At 58.5% G+C, this 18,565-nt stretch carries 20 protein-coding genes and 3 pseudogenes; 14 read left to right on the forward strand and 9 right to left on the reverse strand.

The features are described from left to right. Nucleotides 1–662: 662 nt before the first annotated feature. Entirely contained in the window at nt 663–1,727 is a 1,065-nt protein-coding gene (gene fba / locus ACZ9BX_RS20690) for a class II fructose-bisphosphate aldolase (protein WP_132568747.1), read from the forward strand. A 425-nt stretch (nt 1,728–2,152) separates the two neighbouring features. On the opposite strand, the gene ACZ9BX_RS20695 is transcribed toward fba, so the two are convergent. The 3 genes from ACZ9BX_RS20695 to ACZ9BX_RS20705 form a co-directional block, all read right to left on the reverse strand. Beyond that, entirely contained in the window at nt 2,153–3,121 is a 969-nt protein-coding gene (locus tag ACZ9BX_RS20695; RefSeq protein ID WP_087006146.1) for an aldo/keto reductase, read from the reverse strand. Nucleotides 3,122–3,187: 66 nt separating this feature from the next. Further along, a complete protein-coding gene (locus ACZ9BX_RS20700; RefSeq protein WP_087006143.1) occupies nt 3,188–4,084 on the reverse strand; it encodes an NAD-dependent epimerase/dehydratase family protein in 897 nt (298 codons plus the stop codon). 149 nt (nt 4,085–4,233) lie between these two features. Then, nucleotides 4,234–5,136 (reverse strand): LysR family transcriptional regulator, encoded by a 903-nt coding sequence (locus ACZ9BX_RS20705; RefSeq protein ID WP_132568746.1) that lies wholly within the window; start codon nt 5,134–5,136, stop codon nt 4,234–4,236. A gap of 321 nt (nt 5,137–5,457) precedes the next feature. Between ACZ9BX_RS20705 and ACZ9BX_RS20710 the strand changes: the two genes are divergently transcribed. The 4 genes from ACZ9BX_RS20710 (at nt 5,458) to ACZ9BX_RS20725 (ending at nt 7,832) form a co-directional block, all read left to right on the forward strand. Then, entirely contained in the window at nt 5,458–6,375 is a 918-nt protein-coding gene (locus ACZ9BX_RS20710; RefSeq protein WP_132568745.1) for a phosphotriesterase family protein, read from the forward strand. Between the two features lie 382 nt (nt 6,376–6,757). After that, complete coding sequence (locus ACZ9BX_RS20715; protein ID WP_087006138.1) at nt 6,758–6,997, forward strand: RraA family protein; 240 nt, start codon at nt 6,758–6,760, stop codon at nt 6,995–6,997. A gap of 312 nt (nt 6,998–7,309) precedes the next feature. Continuing rightward, complete coding sequence (locus ACZ9BX_RS20720; protein ID WP_132568743.1) at nt 7,310–7,663, forward strand: ATP-binding cassette domain-containing protein; 354 nt, start codon at nt 7,310–7,312, stop codon at nt 7,661–7,663. 4 nt (nt 7,664–7,667) lie between these two features. Continuing rightward, complete coding sequence (locus ACZ9BX_RS20725) at nt 7,668–7,832, forward strand: oligopeptide/dipeptide ABC transporter ATP-binding protein (RefSeq protein WP_476220256.1); 165 nt, start codon at nt 7,668–7,670, stop codon at nt 7,830–7,832. Between the two features lie 321 nt (nt 7,833–8,153). Here the strand turns inward: ACZ9BX_RS20725 and ACZ9BX_RS20730 are convergent, their stop codons facing one another. After that, nucleotides 8,154–8,360: a hypothetical protein gene (locus ACZ9BX_RS20730; protein WP_087006135.1), complete on the reverse strand. Its 207-nt coding sequence runs from the start codon at nt 8,358–8,360 to the stop codon at nt 8,154–8,156. 116 nt (nt 8,361–8,476) lie between these two features. Between ACZ9BX_RS20730 and blh the strand changes: the two genes are divergently transcribed. Genes blh through ACZ9BX_RS20755 form a run of 5 tightly spaced genes read left to right on the forward strand, consistent with a single transcriptional unit; the run spans nt 8,477 to nt 11,805 of the window. Next, on the forward strand, nt 8,477–9,775 hold the full coding sequence (gene blh, locus ACZ9BX_RS20735; protein ID WP_132568741.1) for a bifunctional sulfur transferase/dioxygenase Blh: 1,299 nt from the start codon (nt 8,477–8,479) through the stop codon (nt 9,773–9,775). Continuing rightward, nucleotides 9,766–10,113 carry a sulfite-sensing transcriptional repressor BigR gene (gene bigR, locus ACZ9BX_RS20740; protein ID WP_132568740.1) on the forward strand — a complete coding sequence of 116 codons (348 nt, stop codon included), beginning with the start codon at nt 9,766–9,768 and terminating at the stop codon, nt 10,111–10,113. The genes blh and bigR overlap by 10 nt, the downstream gene beginning before the upstream one ends. Continuing rightward, entirely contained in the window at nt 10,110–10,520 is a 411-nt protein-coding gene (locus ACZ9BX_RS20745; RefSeq protein ID WP_132568739.1) for a YeeE/YedE family protein, read from the forward strand. Before bigR ends, ACZ9BX_RS20745 begins: the two co-directional genes overlap by 4 nt. Continuing rightward, nucleotides 10,517–10,948 carry a YeeE/YedE family protein gene (locus tag ACZ9BX_RS20750; protein ID WP_132568738.1) on the forward strand — a complete coding sequence of 144 codons (432 nt, stop codon included), beginning with the start codon at nt 10,517–10,519 and terminating at the stop codon, nt 10,946–10,948. Before ACZ9BX_RS20745 ends, ACZ9BX_RS20750 begins: the two co-directional genes overlap by 4 nt. Further along, nucleotides 10,930–11,805, forward strand: coding sequence for a sulfite exporter TauE/SafE family protein (locus ACZ9BX_RS20755; RefSeq protein WP_244564829.1), 876 nt, complete (start codon nt 10,930–10,932; stop codon nt 11,803–11,805). Before ACZ9BX_RS20750 ends, ACZ9BX_RS20755 begins: the two co-directional genes overlap by 19 nt. Nucleotides 11,806–12,105: 300 nt before the next feature. Here the strand turns inward: ACZ9BX_RS20755 and ACZ9BX_RS20760 are convergent, their stop codons facing one another. Next, complete coding sequence (locus ACZ9BX_RS20760) at nt 12,106–12,672, reverse strand: alpha/beta fold hydrolase (RefSeq protein WP_244564830.1); 567 nt, start codon at nt 12,670–12,672, stop codon at nt 12,106–12,108. Between the two features lie 271 nt (nt 12,673–12,943). Between ACZ9BX_RS20760 and ACZ9BX_RS20765 the strand changes: the two genes are divergently transcribed. The 3 genes and pseudogenes from ACZ9BX_RS20765 to ACZ9BX_RS20775 all read left to right on the forward strand — a co-directional run. After that, nucleotides 12,944–13,216 (forward strand): AbrB/MazE/SpoVT family DNA-binding domain-containing protein, encoded by a 273-nt coding sequence (locus ACZ9BX_RS20765; protein ID WP_027512589.1) that lies wholly within the window; start codon nt 12,944–12,946, stop codon nt 13,214–13,216. Then, nucleotides 13,213–13,617, forward strand: a complete 405-nt coding sequence (locus tag ACZ9BX_RS20770; protein WP_132568737.1) for a type II toxin-antitoxin system VapC family toxin — start codon at nt 13,213–13,215, stop codon at nt 13,615–13,617. The genes ACZ9BX_RS20765 and ACZ9BX_RS20770 overlap by 4 nt, the downstream gene beginning before the upstream one ends. A 293-nt stretch (nt 13,618–13,910) precedes the next feature. Then, nucleotides 13,911–14,279 (forward strand): annotated as a pseudogene (locus ACZ9BX_RS20775) (recombinase family protein); the annotation flags it as partial. A 10-nt stretch (nt 14,280–14,289) separates the two neighbouring features. Here the strand turns inward: ACZ9BX_RS20775 and ACZ9BX_RS20780 are convergent. After that, nucleotides 14,290–16,407 carry a carboxy terminal-processing peptidase gene (locus ACZ9BX_RS20780; protein ID WP_087004494.1) on the reverse strand — a complete coding sequence of 706 codons (2,118 nt, stop codon included), beginning with the start codon at nt 16,405–16,407 and terminating at the stop codon, nt 14,290–14,292. A gap of 171 nt (nt 16,408–16,578) precedes the next feature. Between ACZ9BX_RS20780 and ACZ9BX_RS20785 the strand changes: the two are divergent. After that, a pseudogene (locus ACZ9BX_RS20785) lies at nt 16,579–16,866 on the forward strand (hypothetical protein); the annotation flags it as partial. Nucleotides 16,867–16,889: 23 nt separating this feature from the next. Here ACZ9BX_RS20785 and ACZ9BX_RS20790 read toward each other — a convergent pair. The 3 genes and pseudogenes from ACZ9BX_RS20790 to ACZ9BX_RS20800 all read right to left on the reverse strand — a co-directional run bounded on the left by ACZ9BX_RS20790 (nt 16,890) and on the right by ACZ9BX_RS20800 (nt 17,742). After that, nucleotides 16,890–17,093 (reverse strand): hypothetical protein, encoded by a 204-nt coding sequence (locus ACZ9BX_RS20790; RefSeq protein WP_087004500.1) that lies wholly within the window; start codon nt 17,091–17,093, stop codon nt 16,890–16,892. Between the two features lie 82 nt (nt 17,094–17,175). Next, a pseudogene (locus ACZ9BX_RS20795) lies at nt 17,176–17,467 on the reverse strand (type II toxin-antitoxin system RelE/ParE family toxin). Next, nucleotides 17,464–17,742: a type II toxin-antitoxin system RelB/DinJ family antitoxin gene (locus ACZ9BX_RS20800; RefSeq protein WP_087004503.1), complete on the reverse strand. Its 279-nt coding sequence runs from the start codon at nt 17,740–17,742 to the stop codon at nt 17,464–17,466. The pseudogene ACZ9BX_RS20795 and the gene ACZ9BX_RS20800 overlap by 4 nt, the downstream one beginning before the upstream one ends. Between the last annotated feature and the right edge of the window lie 823 nt (nt 17,743–18,565).

An 18,565-nucleotide genomic window follows, 5' to 3' on the forward strand; every position in this document is an offset into this window, starting at 1 on the left:
GATCAGGCTTCTCATCTTACTGGCTGCTTTTTGTCCCCGCGCATCTAAGTGGTCTCCGGATCGTTAGCTCAAGTAACTAATTTAGAATTTACAGCAATACCATTACCATAACAAGTCGAGTGCGCCCAGAGTCCATCGAGATGCAGGTCGAGCTAGGCAAGAAATCGTTGACCAGCGGAGTTGGAAGCTACGAACGATCTTCTCTGATGCTGCTATAATCGGCACGAGCTACAAATTGCGGTCGGGGCACGCCACCAAACTCATGAGGCGCGGTGCCGAGCGCGGTGCCGAGGTCGTTGGCTATTCGAGTCAGAATCGAACGGCTTTTGAGAGAGTCGAAGGGTGTCCACATAGAGCCCGCGAGGCCCGCAACGTGGCGGGGAAGATTCCGGCGGCCGCGGCAGTCGTGCCAGCCGTTACGTTGACGCTGAGCAATGTCCGGCCGGTGTCAAACCCAGTCCGTCCAGATAGTTCTCGAGGATTGGATTTGTGCCAAATGCCGGCCGCTTTTGCGCGAAGTGCTCCCCGTGCGATGCGGAGCCGGTCTTTTATATTTGCTGAGGTCGCAGTAACGCTTCGGGTTTCAACCAATCCTCGCTATAATGAGGATCCATGCACTTATCTTCTGCCCCATTTAGGGCTGCTCAGAAGGAGAGAGCTTGATGGCACGCATCACATTAAGACAGTTGCTCGATCACGCCGCAGAAAAATGCTACGGAGTGCCCGCATTCAATATCAACAATATGGAACAGGCCCTCGCGATCATGGAGGCCGCCGATTCGCTCGACGCGCCCGCGATCATGCAGGCTTCTCGGGGCGCCCGAGCCTATGCCAACGACATCATGCTGAAGCACATGATGGATGCGGTCGTCGAAATCTATCCCCACATCCCGGTCTGCGTGCACCTCGATCACGGCAACGAACCGTCCAGTTGCATGACCGCCATTCAAGCCGGCTTCACATCCGTCATGATGGATGGCTCGCTCAAGGCGGATGCCAAAACACCGGCCGATTGGGACTACAATGTCGGGGTCACCAAACAGGTGACGGAGATGGCTCATCTCGGCGGCGTTTCTGTGGAGGGTGAACTCGGCGTCCTAGGTTCGCTGGAGACCGGCATGGGCGAAGCCGAGGACGGCCACGGAGCCGAAGGCAAGCTCTCGCAAGATCAGCTTCTGACTAATCCGGACGAAGCCGTCAAATTCGTCCGTGAAACTAGGGTCGATGCGCTGGCGATTGCGATGGGCGCATCGCACGGCGCCTATAAGTTCAGCCGCAAGCCGGACGGCTCGGTGCTGGCGATGAACGTCATCGAGCAGATTCACGAGAAGCTGCCGAATATTCATCTGGTGATGCACGGCTCATCATCGGTCCCGGTCGAGCTGCAGGAAATCATCAACCAGTACGGCGGCCAGATGAAGCCGACATGGGGCGTGCCGGTCGAGGAAATACAGCGCGGTATCAAGAATGGTGTTCGCAAGATCAACATCGATACCGATGTCCGAATGGCGATGACCGGCCAGGTCCGGCGTGTTCTGCAGGAAGACCCCAGCGAATTCGATCCACGCAAATATCTGAAGCCGGCCATGGTGGCGCTGACGAAGCTCTGCAAGGAACGGTTCGAACAGTTCGGAACGGCGGGCAAGGCTTCGCAAATCCGGCCGCTTCCGCTTTCGGAAATGGCAAAGCGTTACAACTCGGGCGCGCTAGACCCGACTTTTTCTTGATAGCGAAACGGCAGCGGACGCCGGAGCGTCCGCTGCCCTCTTCCTCGCAAGCAATGAAAGCATCGGTCCTCCACGATCGGCCGAACGGGGTGTCAACGTCCATCGATTGCATTGTTGCGGCGAAGGCGTGGGCGTTTCTAACCACATATACTCGTACCTTCGCGTACCGACGCGAAGACCAGCTTCATTCGCGAGGCCCGTACAGCACCACGGCATGCCGGCGATCCGCAGTACCAACTTTTACGAGCTTTCGATAGTCTGCCATCACGCGGAATTACCATGTGCCAGTCTATCTCTGCGACGATTCCGACAAGCTCGAGGATGTCTGGAAAGACGGCCAATTTGCGGTCCCGAAAGGCGGGGTCCGGTGTTGTCGATGATTAGAATATGTAAAGCGCATCGCAACGTCTCATTCCTCGCTCTGCTCAGAAACCGCCTACCTGCAGCGGCTTGTATGGGGATTCAAGCCTCTTGATTTCATCGCCGGTGAGTTCGACGTCAACAGCTGCGATCGCATCTTCGAGATGGCTCATTTTACTGACGCCGACGATCGGCGAGGTCACGACCGGCTTCTGCATCACCCAGGCCATCGCGACCTGCGCCATGGAGGTGTTGCGCGCCTTGGCGACGGCTTCGACGGCATCGACTATGTCGCGGTCATCGGCCTTTTCATACATCGTCTTGTTGTAGCGGTCGGTCGTGGCGCGCCTAGTCTCGGTGCCCCAGGGGCGGGTGAGTTTGCCGCCACCGAGCGGGCTCCATGGCAAGACGGCGATACCCTGATCGCCGCAGAGCGGCAGCATCTCGCGTTCTTCCTCGCGATAGGTGAGGCTCACCTGGTCCTGCATCGAAACAAACTTCGTCCAACCGTTGAGTTGGGCTACGTGCTGCAGCTTGGAAAACTGCCATGCCCACATAGAGGACGCGCCGATATAGCGCGCCTTGCCGGCGCGCACGACGTCGTTCAGGGCCTCCATCGTCTCTTCGACCGGCGTGAACGGGTCGAAACGGTGGATCTGGTAGAGGTCGACATAGTCGGTGCCGAGGCGGCGCAGGCTGTTGTCAATCTCGGCCAGGATCGCGACGCGGGAAAGGCCCTGGCCGTTCGGCCCCGGACGCATGCGGCCAAACACCTTGGTCGCGAGCACGATCTCCTGCCGGGGCGCCAGTTCCTTGAGCAGTGCACCGGTTATCTCTTCGCTGGTGCCCTGCGCGTAAACGTTGGCCGTATCGAAGAAATTGATGCCGGCGTCCCAGGCGCGCTTGAACATCGGCCGCGCCTCATCAAGCCCGAGAACCCAAGGGCGCTCTTCCGTCTGCTTGCCGAACGACATGCAGCCGAAGCAGATGCGGCTGACTTCAAGCCCGGTCTTGCCAAGTCTCACGGTTTTCATGACTTTTTCTCCAAGTTAACAATTGGCCCTGCCGGCGGTGGGCCGCACGACATCACAAGCTAGAAATCACAAGCCAGGAACGTATTTCCGCCAGTTGTGTTCTTCCTTGAAACCAAGAACTTCCCGAATCTTCCGGTTGGACAGGGGCGCTTCGAACTCCCCGAGTTCTCGAACGATGGGCGTGTTCGGAGCCCAGCGGCCCAAAAAGTCGCGCGTTGGCTCCGTCGCCGTGATGGTGTCGTTAACCGCGTTGAAGATCTGAAAGCCAAGGCCATCGACCTGCAGGCAAAGATCGACGATCTGCCCCAGATCCCGTGCGTCGATGTAACTCCAGGCATTGCGTTTCCGTGATGGCGGATCAGCAAAGAACCCCGGGAAACGGTCGTACTCATGCGGTTCGATGACGTTGGCGATCCGCAGGGCATAGACGTCGGCCCCGCTACGCATTGCAAACGCTCGCGCGGTCTTTTCATTGACGACTTTGGACAAGCCGTAGCTGTCCATCGGATCGGTGTCGTAGTCTTCTTCAAGCGGCAATGAATGAAAATCCTTGTCACCCTCTGCAAAACAGACGCCGTAGGTCGTCTCGCTCGAGGCGATGATCACCTTGCGGATGCCAAGTTTCACCGCGGCCTCGATGACGTTGTAAGTCGAGATCGCATTGACCGCGAAGGTCTGATTGTCCGGCTTGAGCAGCAGGCTTGGGATCGCAGCGAAATGCACGACGGCATCAACCTTTGCCGGTCCGCCTCCCGTCTGCAGCTCCGCGCCGCTGAAATGCATCGACAAAGCGTTGAAGGTCTGGCCGCCATCGGTCAGATCCGTGATTAGTGTCTGCACGCCGGGGCAGTCCAGCGGGACGAGGTCGAGGTTGCGTACCTTATGTCCCTTGTTCAACAGATATGGAACGGCATGGCGGCCCGCCTTGCCGCTTCCGCCGGTAAATACGATCCGCTTACTCATTTGATTTCCACTCCTCCTGGAACGAAGCCCGGCACTCAAAGCCGGTGCATACGAAGGTTCGGAGGAGTCGGTACAACGTTGAACAGCGATGAATCAATAGATTCAAAATCACTGAACCGTTGAACAGGATTCATTGGTCCGATACGACCCTAGAATCCATTGAGGTTTCGAACGACCTTGATCAGCGCTTCGACGCCGAAGGGAAGCTGCCGTCTGCTGGAGTAGTACATTGAAAGCGGCGGCCCCATTGAGGCCCACTTCGGCAGAACAACTTCGAGGCGCCCTGCTGACACGTAGGGGCTTGCAAGTCTTTCCAGGCAAAAGGACACCCCGGCGCCTTCGATGGCCGCATTGATTGCGAGATCGGTTTCACCGGAAATCAGCGATCCGGGAACGTCGATCTCGCGCCGATCGTCGCCGCGTTCGAACTCCCACTTGTAGATCTGCCCGCGGCCTGTCCGGATCCGGATGCAATGGTGGGAATGAAGGTCATCCGGCATCGCCGGGCGACCGTGGTTTTTGAGATAGTCAGGGGCCGCGACCGCGACCCATTTCAGCGGAGGCGTCAGAGGAATCGCGATCATATCTTCCGGGATGGTGCCGCTATATCTGATACCGGCGTCGAAGCCCTCCGCGGTAACATCGACAAATTGGTCGTCCACGGCGACCTCGAGCTCGACGTTCGGGAAGCGCTGCTGGAAGATTGGAATGGCCGGCCTCAAAAGCAAAACGGCGGCATCTTTCAGAACGTTGATGCGAATGCTGCCGGCCGCCCCCTGATGGTGCCCCTTCAAGTCTTCCAATCCAGAGGTGATAAGCGCGAGCCCGGCAGAAATCTTTTCTGCGAGAGCTGTTCCGGCAGCGGTTGGCGCAACGCTGCGGCTGGTTCGATTAAGCAGCCGAACGCCGAGCCTTTGCTCGAGCGCTTTCATGCTGTGGCTCAGCGCCGAAGCTGTTACATCCAAATGATCCGCTGCTTTCCGGAAGCTGCGATACTGGACGATCGCGAGAAAAGTCGACAGCTCGTGAATTTCGTTGCGCTTGAACTGCATGTTGATCTCAGGGGGCTAGTTTGGCGGTGCCTCGCCAACAGTCGTAAGGCTCTCGCTCACAGAACAACACTCCGATGCGCTACTGCCGACCATAAAATTACCCGGTATCATGGCGCATTTCAATGTTCGGCGATGGTGTCGGAAACCCAAACGGCGCGGTTCAGGGAGAACGAAGCGCCCGCTCGTCCCTTGTATCTTTTGCTTGCTCTTTTTCTTTGAAGTGCAAAAGATCTTGATGGCCAGCCCGTCCGGACAGATTGTCGTCACGCGGGCAAAGCACCGCCCTGCATGCAGTGATTCAAAGAGACTGATGAAGTCAACATGACGAAGCACCTTTACACGACCTTGGGACCTAAGTGCCGCGAAGAGATCGGAATAATCCTCCCGCACGAACACGTGTTCGTCGATCTCAGAGTGCCAGATGCGACCGGCTACGCCCAGGCTGATATCGACGAGGTCGTGATGCTGATGGCGCCGCAAATCGAAGCGATCAAGGCGCAAGGCGTCACTGCGCTCGTCGAGTGCACGACCTCCGGCGTTGGGCGACGCGCCGATATCGATCTTGCCGTTTCACAGGCGACTGACTTTCCCATCGTGGTACCCACCGGCAACTATCGGGAGCCCTGGATACCGGCCTGGATAGCAAGCGCAACAGAGGACGCCCTGGAGCGATGGATGGTAAGCGAGCTCACCGACGGCATCGAGGACAGTGGCGTCGTTGCAGGATGGATCAAGTTAAGTGCCGGCGATGATGGGATTACTCCACTGGAAGCCCGTATTCTTCGGGCAGCGGCGCGGGCTTCCGTCCAAACCGACGCGGTGATCGGTTCACATACGATTCGGGGCAGAGTCGCTATGGAGCAATTGAACATCCTGGAGGCCGAAGGTTGCTCGGCGGGTCGTTTCATCTCCATTCACACCCAGGAGGAAAAGGACTTCGAACTGCATCGGGCGCTGGTCGATCGCGGAGCATGGATTGAGTATGATCATGTGGGGCGGGCACCTGATGATGAGCTGGTTGGTATGGTGACTCGAGCCATCGAATCACAGTTAGTCCATCATTTATTGCTGAGTCACGACGCCGGGTGGTACGACCCCGCGCAGCCCGGCGGTGGCGTGCCGAAACCGTATACTCACCTTATTAGCAGGCTGATGCCTTCGCTCAAGGTTGCTGGAGTGGATGAGGCTTTACTGAGTCAAATCACCGAAGCCAACCCGTTCGAGGCGTTTGCACGTTAGAAAAGCGACCAAACATGAAACTTGATCGTCTGGTGTCGCTGGTACTTATCGGCTCCGCATGCCGAAGGGTGGCGGATCACCTGCCCGCTTTTTGAGGCCCCCCTTCAGGGCATTGGCGGACTTGACCGCTCCTCTCCCTTCAGTCGTTACCACCATGCTGCGCTGATAGGAGAACGGACACTCGACGACGAGGCCGAGCATGGCATTCAAAACTGGGTGTCGCCAAGCGAGATTGCCCGCCGCCTGCTGATGCGGCGCGTCCCAAAGCCTTTCCCCGATCGCTACGAACCGTCAAACTATACGTCTTCGCAGTTGCACTTAATTTGAGATTCTTTGCCCATAGAGTCTCAAATTAAATGCCAAACAAGAAAGAAACAGCCGCATTCTTACGTTTAAGTGCCAAACGACAAATGGACCGGGCTTTATCAATGCGCCAGTCCCGTTGAACGGCATGGTCGTATCCCCTGGTGACATCGTGGTCGGTGATCAGGATGGGGTCGTCGCTTTCACACAAGAGGAGGCACCGGCGCTTCTTGAGGCCACTCTGGCTCAGGCCCGTAAGGAAGAAGACATAATGGCCCAGATCGCGGCTGGCACCTACACCGGCGCTTACGCGAAGTGAGCGTGTCCGCCAATCGCTCCCCAGACGAATAACAGTCGCAAGCAACGAGCGAGGCGCATGACGCTGTCGCTGGGTCGTTCTCACGTTCATCTTTATCGGATATGCACTGGCGGCGGCAGACCGGGCCAATATCGGCATTGCGCTTCCTCACATCGAGGAAGAATTGTAGCTCGAACACCGAAGCGGGTCTGATCGTCAGTACCTTCTTCCTGTTCTACGCGCTTGGCCAAATCCCGGCCGGAATGGTGATCAGCAAGATCAGCGTCCGCTGGACCACGCCAATCCGGCTGCGGGAAATCGACACTGGCGCGGATGATCGCCGGCATCCTGCCTGCCTCCTCCGGCGAGCGGCACTTCCGCGGTGAGCCCTACGATAGCTTCCTTACCCGTAAGCGCGATGCACTGAAAATCCAGATGGTCTTCCAGGATCCGCTTTCCTCTCTCAATCCGCGCCTGCGCGTCGGCGAGATCGTCGGCGAGGCGGCGGTCCTGCACGGGCTAGTGCCGCGCTCACGGGTGAAGGATTATGTGGTCGACATCCTTGCGCGCGTCGGCCTGCCCCCGGACAGCGTCGGCCGCTACCCTCATCAATTTTCCGGCGGTCAGCGTCAGCGCGTGGGCATCGCCCGGGCTCGGCATGCCGAAGATCGCACTGCAGCGACGTAAGTTCATGCCGATCCAGGGCGAAATCCCCTCGCCGCTCAACCCGCCCTCCGGCTGCCATTTCCATCCCCGCTGTCCAATTGCGACCGAGCATTGCAGACGGACGCGTCCGCAGTTGCGAGAGATTGCGTCGGGGCACGTTCACGCATGCTTGAATGTCGAAGCTCTATAAGGAGGGGGCGGGCTTTGATGGGACGTTTGGATGCGGCCCGACTGCACAGAGGCTTGTAAAATCCACATATCGCACCCTCAAATCGGATGGTTTCCGCTTCGCGTATAAAATGCATTACGCACCGTCATCGCGCTGGATAGGGCCGATTGCGGACTGGTAGATTTCGAGCTCCCGACTGAACAAATCTGCCGTTCTTGGCTCAGCGATTTTGATTCAACGGATGACGGCCGGTGTCACCGATCCGCGCTTCACCCGGAAGCATTCACCGACCCAGGTAGCGGAATTTATCGCCGCCTTAGCTAAAGCAGTGGATGGCGCGCCTTACTGCTGCTTCCCGTGAAGGCAAATGTGGAAGCATTCGCCTCGAGCGTTTGCTGATTCCCACTCCCGGTCAAGTTCCGCCAGCCTTGTTTCGATCTGATCGGTATGAGCCTCGTAGTAGGCGAGCCTCTCCTCCATCTGCCAGCGCAGGCGTCGGTTGATTTCGTCGGATGTCTGGGCGCTCACCCGGTTCGCTGCCGTCGCCATGGTGCTTCTCCTCTGCGCCGGGAACCACGGGCGAGCACAAAGTTCCGCGCCTGATCTTGAACGCATATCATTATACAATATATTAGATCGTATATTGATGATACATGGAGCCAGTCATGCCTATCACCGCAATATCCGAGAAACTGTCGGTCTCGCCGCAGCCAAGTGTCGAGGACGTCCGGTCGTTGCGCGACCAAGGATTCACGACACTCATCAACAACCGACCGGACAACGAGGATCCTTCCCAGCCGGGAACGCAAGCCGAAAGCCAGGAAGCGAAGCACTGCGACCTGTCCTACGCGTTCATTCCTGTCACGGCCGACACGATCACCGAAGCGGACGTACGTGCCTTTCAGCGGGCGGTCGATGAGTCGGAAGGCCCCGTTCTTGCACATTGCCAGACCGGCAAGCGTTCGCTGAACCTCTACCTCATTGGCGAGGTGATTGATGGCCGGGTGTCAGCCGACGAGTTCGTTGAATTCGGACGCAGCCGCGGCTTCGACACTTCTTCCGCCGCAGCTTGGCTGGAGAGGCATGCCGCGCGCCGGCCGCAGGTGAAGGGCTTCTTCGACAAACGCACCTGGAGCGTCCAGTACGTGGTGTCCGATCCCGCGACCCGCAAGTGTGCCATCATCGACCCAGTCCTCGACTTCGACGAGAAGGCCGGAGCAACGGCGACCATCAATGCCGACGCAATTCTCGACTACGTCCGCGAAAAAGATCTGACGGTCGAGTGGATTCTCGACACCCACCCGCATGCGGATCATTTCTCCGCAGCCCAGTACCTGAAGGAGAAGACGGGCGCCCGAACTGCTATCGGCGAACGGGTCGTGGACGTCCAGGAGCTATGGAAGGGCATCTACAACTGGCCCGAACTTGCCGCCGATGGCTCGCAATGGGACCGGCTCTTCGCTCATGGCGAGACCTTTAAGGTCGGCTCCATCGATGCGAAGGTGCTGTTCTCGCCAGGACATACGCTTGCCTCCATTACCTACGTTATCGGCGACGCGGCCTTCGTGCACGACACGCTCTTCATGTCCGACAGCGGCACGGCTCGGGCCGACTTTCCCGGCGGCGATGCCCGCGTCCTGTGGAAGTCGATCCAGGAAATCCTCGCACTCCCGGACGAGACGCGGATCTTCACGGGCCACGATTATCAGCCGGACGGGCGCGCACCCCGTTGGGAAAGCACGGTGGCCGAGCAGAAGAAGTCCAACCCGCATCTTGCCGGCGTCAGCGAGGAAGAGTTCGTGGCGCTGCGGACAAAGCGCGACAAGACGCTGCCGATGCCGAAGCTCATCCTGCATGCCTTGCAGGTGAACATCCGCGGCGGGCGCCTACCGGAGCCGGAAGCCAACGGCAAGCGCTACCTCAAGTTTCCCCTCGATACATTACAGGGAGCAGCATGGGAATGAGTATCGACCTTAAGGCAATGATGAAGGCGGGGCTTTCCCCCGCCGAAATGGCCAACCGGGCCGGAGAAGTCGCAGTCCTCCTGAAAACGCTGTCCCATCCGGCGCGCCTGATGATCGTCTGCACTCTTGTGGAGGGCGAGTATTCGGTCGGCGAGATCGAAGAGAAGGTCGACGTCCACCAGCCGCATCTGTCGCAGCACCTGACGGTGCTGCGCGGCTCGGGCATCGTCGAAACCCGCCGGGAGGGAAAACAGATCTTTTACGGCCTGACGGAAGAGAAGGCCGCGCAACTGGTGGCCGCGCTCTATGACATCTTCTGCGTGAAGGAAGACAAATGAGCACGTACCTCCCACCTCTGCTCGGCGGCATGCTGATCGGCGCATCGGCCGTCATGCTTCTGCTCCTCAACGGCCGGATTGCCGGGATCAGCGGGATCGTCGGGCGTCTCGCCCAAGGCGTCGGCTTGACCACCAATCTCGCGTTTGTGCTCGGGCTGCTGCTTGGGCCGCTCACCTACCTGCTGGTGTTCGGCGGCTGGCCGGCCGTGCAGATCACCGCCGGCTGGCCGCTGATCATCGTCGCGGGGCTGCTCGTCGGCTTTGGCTCGCGCATGGGATCGGGCTGCACCAGCGGTCACGGCGTTCTCGGGCTTGCCCGCCTGTCGCCGCGATCGATGGTGGCGGTCGCCACGTTCCTGACGGCCGGCGTGTTTGCCGTCGCAGTTCTGCGAGGTCTCGGACTATGAACAGGAACATCTACCAGTTCGGGGCCGCTCTCGCCTCGGGCATCGTCTTCGGTTTCGGCCTGTCTTTATCCGGCATGCTGAACCCGGTCCGCGTCCAGGGCTTCCTCGACGTGTTCGGCACATGGGATCCGAGCCTTGCCTTCGTCCTCGGCGGCGCCGTCGTCGTCGCCTTCATCGGCATGCAGGTGATGAAGCGTATGCGGCATCCAGCCTTCGACGACAGTTTCCATGTGCCTACGAGCCGGCGGATCGACGCGCCACTGGTGATCGGCTCGGCCTTCTTCGGCCTGGGCTGGGGGATCGGCGGCTTCTGTCCGGGTCCGGCGGTTGCGTCCCTGTCGAGTGGCATCCCGCAGACAGCGCTGTTCGTCCTCGCGATGTTGGTCGGCATGACCTTGTACGACAGAGTATGGAGCAGACGGACGTGAGCACCTCTATTTTGGCGGCAGTCGGCTCCGGCGGGATCGTCGGCTTCATGCTCGGCCTCCTAGGCGGCGGCGGGTCCATCCTGGCGACGCCGCTGATCCTCTACGTCGTCGGGGTGACGCAGCCGCATATCGCGATCGGAACGGGTGCGCTTGCCGTCTCGCTGAATGCCTTTACGAACTTCGCGAGCCACGCGATCAGGGGTCACGTCTGGTGGCGCTGCGCAGCCGTCTTCTCTGCGCTCGGCGTCCTCGGCGCCCTCGGCGGCTCCAGCCTGGGCAAGGCGATGGAAGGGGACCGCCTGATCTTTCTGTTCGGCGTCCTCATGATCGTCGTCGGTGTCCTGATGCTGAAGCCCAAGAAGGCAATGGCGGTCGAGTGCCGTCCCGTCGACCTCAGGATGTGCCTCGCAACAGCGGCCGTGGCACTCGTCGCCGGCGCTGCCTCCGGCTTCTTCGGCATCGGCGGGGGCTTCCTGATCGTTCCCGGCTTGATGCTGGCGACGGGCATGCCGATGATCAACGCCATCGGCACATCTCTCCTCTCCGTCGGTGCGTTCGGGCTGGCGACGGCCCTGAACTATGCCAGCTCAGGCTTGGTGGACTGGTGGCTCGCCGCGGAGTTCATCGGGGGTGGCATCGTCGGCGGCGTACTCGGCATGCTCCTCGCTACACGGCTCAGCGCCTACAAGAACATCCTCAACCGCATGTTCGCAGCGCTCGTACTCGTAGTGGCTTGTTACATTCTATCCACCAATCGAGCATACTGGGCGGGTGCTCAGATGATCGGCATGGTCGACTCGGCTGGGAAAGGCGTAGTCGTCGACTGTTCCACCACGACGCTCAAGCCATGCAAGTAAACTTGCCCTCACATCTGCAGTAATTTCGAACTGAACCGGACGACCGGTCTTTTGCTGAACGACCATGGCCCGGGTTCGGATTTCCGTTCCCGTGACAAGACTTCCGATTTTAGAAGCTTGCTGTCGATTGCGAGATCAATAACGCGCGGTCTCTCGTGCGCCCTTCCCTATCGAGGAAGAAGCGGATCGCCCAAATCTGGCGCTGTTTCAGCGGCTTCTCTATACCGACCTTTCGGCTGGCTTTCCAAGCCGGACGTCCCAGTGCGTTAGGATCATATTGTGAAGTACCCATTTTCGTTCTCATTTGACCAACATTGGCCAACGGAAGAACGCATGAGAGCAGTGAGGGAGCCGACAGCGGACGATTGCTGTTGCAGTCGCGAAGGCGTCCGCCAGATCGAGCCCTTTCGTTGACAAAATCGCGGCGGCAGCATCCAAAGTCGTCCGCTCAAGAATTTCGTGACTGTACCTCTTCGGCGGCACGAAGTCGAAAATTAAATTGAGCGCGACGAATGCGATCGCGGCGGTTAAGGTCAACCGGACCACCACGAAAAACTTCCAAAAGAGGCGTCGCATCACGCCTCCTGCACGAGTTGATATCCCTGCCCGCGTAGCAGGGAAGCGAATCGGCACAATTGTCGCAGCCAACGTCTGCCGCCTTGTTATCGAAAATTCCAGAAGTGCGGCATTGAACGCGTGCGCCGACTCGATGTTGACGATATGCCGGCCCGGCAACGACAGATGCCGGCCCTGCTGCACGCGGGTGGTAATGTTTTCCAGGTCGGCTGGCGGGCACACCGGGTCGTCATCACCGGAAACGGCGATCATATCCTGAATGATATAGATACTTTGGGATATATAGTCCACGTTCTCATGCCAAGCAATAGGTGGCACTTCCTACAGAAACGCCCACAAACGATCGTTTATCCGCATCTTCTGCGTTTGGAAATCCGGTGTGAGCCGACCACCGTTAGTGCGCAAGGCCTTCTTATCGGCACCGAGTTTTAAAGCCGCTAGGATTAGGGGGTGGGCCGAGCGACCTCCTGCGCCCGACCTTGCGCCGCGATGAACGAGCAGTCGGACTTGAATCGGCGCAACACGGCATATACATTGTGGCATATACAACGGAGGCTGCCATATGCCTATTTCATTGCCGTCATCAAGACCGAAAGAAGTGAAGCTGTTCCGCAACAACCGTAGTCAGGCGGTGCGCATCCCTGCGGAATTTGAGTTGCCAGGGGATCGCGTGATGATCCACCGCGAGGGGGATAAGCTCATCATCGAGCCTGTAACCGGGCCGTCCAATTTCGCGGAGCTTATTGCCGAGTGGAAGAAGGAGCCTCCGCTCGGGCCCGAAGACCAGTTCCCGGATATTGAGGATATGCCTGCAAAGCCGGAGAACATTTTTTGAACGGGTACTTGCTTGATACGAACATCATCAGCGACATCATACGCAATCCCTTCGGACCGGCGGCTCGCCGCATCGAAGAGATCGATCCCAAAGAGATTTGCACCAGCATCATCGTCGCAGCGGAGTTGCGATACGGTTGCGCAAAAAAGGGATCAGCCAAGCTACTGGCCAAGGTCGAAAGCGTGCTCGAAACGCTTCCCATACTGCCCATGCATATCCCCGCCGACATCAAATACGGCGCCATCCGTGCGGAGTTGGAAGCAGCGGGGCAGACGCTTGGCCTCAACGATCTATTGATCGCCGCGCATGCCTGTGCGCTAGACCTGACACTTGTGACGGACAATACACGCGAGTTCCAGCGCATTCGCGGCCTCACCCTCGAAAACTGGATTGTGAGATAGCGGCGTGCATCATGGGGCCAGTAGCAAATTCCGAAACGCTCGCATCCATTTCCCCGGCCAGCGCAGGGAAGCTCAAAGGGCATGCACTGATGAGTGCTGAGGGTGATATGTCGCCATTTTTCTTTTTCATCGACACGTTTTTCGGAAATGTTGATCGGATCGTCATATCGTGTCTGCTGTGATTCTCAGGCGAGACCGACATGAAACAGGCGAAAGGCCAACTTGTAGGCTACGCACGCGTTTCGACGGAGGAGCGAGCAAGCGACTGAGGCCCAGGAGATTGAGCTCCGCTCGGCCGGCTGCCTGGCAACCCGGAGATCCGGGAAAAACGCCCAGATGCGTTGGCCAAAATGACTGCCGCGCAGAAAGCCGCCTACGGCGATCGCATCGCTTCCGCGAGCCAATGGCTTCCCACCGTCCGGCGCATGAGGCCGGACCACACATGGGACGACATCGCTCACGTGCTCAAGCAGCTCGACTGGACGCCGGAACGCCTTCGCCGCGCCGTGAAGTGGATGGTCGCGGAGCGCATCGCCGATCCCGCCTTGCTTCGTAAATCCCCTCCCCGTCTGCCCGAAGATCGATTGATGACATTAGTCGCCGGCATCCATTCGTCTAACCCGGACCTGACGATTGCGAAGCTACCCATACCGCTGCCCCGGTCGGTGTGACTTATTTTCCGTTCGCGTTTCCCGATTGCTTTGTGGCTGCCTCTCCGACGTGTTCCTGCAAATCCGTCTCGTCTGCAAGAATCGCGGCGGCCTCGTCCAGCAGGACGTCTTTTGCCTTCTTGCGGGCATTCTCGATGGCAATAGCAGCGCTCAGGCTGCGCTCATCTGCCTCCAGACCATCATCTCCACCAGGATCCTCGCCATCGCTTGCCTGCGCTCGAGCCTTGAACCGATTCTTTCGAGCAGTCGCTTCGTTGCGACGTTCCGCTTCATTCAGGGAAACAACCCCTTTCTCGCGCTGCGCCTTGAGGTCGGCAATGTCTTGCAGCAGACGTTGGAAATCCGGATCACCCTTAACCCGCGCATCATGGCGGCTTTGCAATGTCGGCAGCAAAGTCTTGACCGTGTCGTCGGAAGCGTAGTTCGCGGGCTTGATCTGCGCCCACGGTAGCGCATTGTCATAACTGGTCTCGCCGATGCTCGTCGGATCGGAAAGTCCCGGCAAGCTGATATCAGGCTTCACGCCGCGCAGCTGCGTGGTCCCGCCGTTGACCCGGAAAAACTGCGCAATCGTCACTTTCAGCTCCCCGAATTCGGGTTTGCTGTGGTGAACGATCTGGTCAAGATCAATGACGGTTTGAACGGTGCCCTTCCCGAAACTGGGTTCGCCGACGATCACGCCTCGACCGTAGTCTTGGATGGCCGCGGCAAAAATCTCCGAAGCCGACGCCGAGCCGCGATTGATCAGGACACCCATCGGGCCTGTCCAGACAGGCGCTGCAAACTCAGCGCTTTTGACTTCGATCTTGCCGTTGCTGCTGCGTTGCTGAACAACCGGGTCATTGCCGATGAAGAGACCGGTCAAATCAATCGCCTCGTCCAATGAACCGCCGCCATTGTTGCGCAGGTCAATGAGAACACTGTCGACCTTTTCCTGCTTCAGTTCGTCGAGAAGTTTGGCGACGTCGCGGCTTGCGCTCTTGTAATCCTTGTCTCCTTTGCGCTTGGCTTCAAAATCCTCATAGAATACCGGCAAAGTAATGATCCCGATTTTGCGCGTGGCGTCGCCCGTCTTCACGGACAGCACAGCCTTCCTGGCAGCCTGCTTATCGAGACTGATTTTATCGCGCACCAGGCTGATAATGCGATGCGTGCCATCTGCTCCAGCGTCTGCCGGCAGGATGTCCAACCGCACGACGGAGCCTTTTTTCCCGCGTATCATCTGCACGACTTCATCAAGGCGCGTGCCCACCACTTCTTTGATCGCCCCATCCTTGCCTTGACCAACGCCGGTAATGCGGTCTCCGACCGAGAGGCTGCCGGACAGCTGCGCCGGCCCGCCAGGCACGAGCTCACGGATCGTCGTGTAGTCATCGCGTTCCTGCAGCACAGCACCGATACCAAACAGCGAGAGCTTCATCGAGACATTGAAGTCGGCTGAAGCGGCCGCGCCGAAATAGTCCGTGTGCGGATCAATCGACGTTGAATAGGCGTCCATGAACGACTGGAAAACATCGTCGCTTTTAAACTTGTAAGCGCGCTCGAGCGTGTTTTCATAACGTTTATCGAGCGTTTCGCGAATAGCCGCGTCGGTTTTGCCGCCCAGCTTCAGCCGCAACCAGTCGCTTTTGACGCGCTTGCGCCAAAGCTCATTGCTCTCGGCCTCCGACTGTGGCCAAGGCTCTTTATCGCGCAGCACGGAATAGTTTTCCTGTGCGCCGAAGTCGAAGTCCTGCTTAAGCAAGTTGCGCGCGTAGTTCATGCGATCAACAACGCGCTGTTCATAGGCGTTGAAGATGGCAAATGGGATCTTCAAGTCCTTCCGTTCTATCGCATTGTCTATCTCGCTGCGGTCAGACATGAACCTGTCGACGTCCGCTTGCAGGAAGAGCATGCGGTCGGGATCAAGTGACTTGATGAACCGATCCATGATCCTGGCCGACAAGGTGTCGTCGAGCGGAATGGGCCTGTAGCTATACCGCGTAAAAAATTGCGCACTTAACTGGGCGGCTTGCGCCTGTCGCGTCAGCGGCTTCAAAAGAGGCGGTGGTGCGACTTCAGCATATGCGGACTGTACGATTGCAAGAAATGCACCGAGAAAAACGTAGGGTATGCGCATTCAGCGTTGATCCAATTCTTTATGTCTGTTGTCGACGTATGATCTAGGTGAGGCAATTGTGGTTTTTTGGTAACCAGGTGGCAAACGGCATCGTCTGCAAAGCCGCGGAAAAAGTATCCGGCATGATCAGGCGGAAGAAAATGAAGCGTATCGTTATCTTCGAGACGGCCCCGCAATCTGTCGGCGCCGAGAAATCGTCCGGACCGGCGGCAGGCGGAGCGGGCCACCCTGATGCAGGTCGGCTTGACCCTTGAAGAAGTGAAAGGCCAATTTCCCCGCGAATTGTCCGGTGGCCAGCTTCAGCGCGTCGCCGTCGTCCGCGCGCTTATCCCGCAACCCCGCCTCGCACCCGGCGACATCGCGAGCGTGGCCGGACTTGGAAGCGCCGAAAACCTGAGGCTGCAGTTTCGTAGGCACTATAGCGTCAGCCCCTTGATCTACCGCAGTCGCTTTTTGTAATGGCCGGTGGTTCAGAGCCTGCGTCAGTAAGCGTCGACTGCCATTGGTTCGGCGGCGGCCAGAACGATGGCGATCGCGAGTAGCAAGGGACCCATCCACTTGAAGTGTCGAACTACGGGCAATCTGTTGCGCGGGTTCCTTGATAGCGGCAGATGATCAAAGCCAACGGCCGTCATCCACAGGCCGGCGCAAAACATGATGAATTCGTCAATGTAAGCTGCGATCATGATTTTCCTGTCTTCGAAGGCGCTGCGACAGTCTATATGTCCAGGAGTAAAGCGACCACCAAGACCCATGATGTAGCTGTGACTAGTCGCCCTCGAGCTCGGTAGGCCACGTCTGCGCGCCGTGCAGAACACGCAGGATGCATATCTTATCGGCTGTCACGACATAGGCTGCGACGTATGGCGTGCGCGGCATAATAAGCTCCCGAGTTCCAGCAATCCGGCCAGGACAGATCGCTTTCGGAATTATTCAAGTAAACGACGTGTAGCGCGGACGATCTCCTCGTCAACGTGGACTGCCCGTGGATTCTCTCTTTCAATGTAGCTAAGATGGTTGCACGATCGTCAAGCGCATATCGCGCCCAAACGAGCTTCATCGATCACGCGCCTGTGCTTTGTGCAAAGCCGCCGCTCGGCGCTCGTGCAAAATCGCATCGGCGTCAGCATAATCGAGATCGGCTCGAGTATCCTCAAGCGCCTCCAACACATTAGCCCGAAACCAAGCATCGCGAGCCTCGCAGTGGCTTGCAAGTTCAAGCGGTATGGTGCCCTCATTGGCTGTCCGGGTTAAGAGAATTCGGACGGCGTCCGAAACGGTCAATCCCATGTTCTCTAAAACCGCAGTGGCACGCTCCTTCACGTCAGCATCAATTCGGTTCTGGAGTTTTCACTCAGCCCCTAGTCGCCTGGCCACATCAACGCATTCTGGAACTTGATCTCAGATGGCTACTTAGCTTCCGGAGGACGGCTAGCCTTCGGCGCGACGAGGGGCGTCGAAGGGCTCGCCATTCGGGTTTGGCGCCGGCGCATCTCTTGTATCCCGAGGTGGTTTTTGGCGTTCATCGGATTTCGGCGCCGGATCTTGAGGAGCGGGACGACGGACGGGCTGTGCTTTGGGATCGCCCTTTTTGGGCGGAGTGGCAACTTTCTCAGTCAAAAGCTCGGTACTCGCGTTTTCAACAAGAAGAACTGGTCGGCAGACGCAAGGTTCCGACCGAATGCAAGCGTCTCACTCTTGAGAACGGCAAACCTCGGTTCCGCTGTTCTGCGAGCGATCGGTTACCTCCATCGGCGTCCGCGTAATCGATTCATGGCCCTCGTCATTTTCCCTACCCTTGAGGACCAAAGCTTGCTGGAATGCCAGCCTCGGCCAAGCGGGTGGACGGCATCTGATTTGCCTCCTCGGTATAAGCACGGGAACAGCGCGGCCGCTCCGTGAGCTTTTCAGCCTCCTAAAGCCTCTTTGAAACGACGGCAACTGCATCGGTAGTCGAAATCTGCCCTGCAGACCTGACCCGCTCAGGGTGGAACATCGCCAGGATTCGCGCCTAAATCCGCGTAGCCATCCCATGATCTGTGCGCATACGGCAGCCGGGAAATCGTGCCCCTCAGCCCGCCTGTTCGCTTGGGACGTCGGCTCCCTACCCCATCGCGGACGATCGGCTACAGCCAAATGAGACCGCCGCGTCGGTGTG

The organism is Rhizobium sp. USDA 3886 (assembly GCF_056279785.1).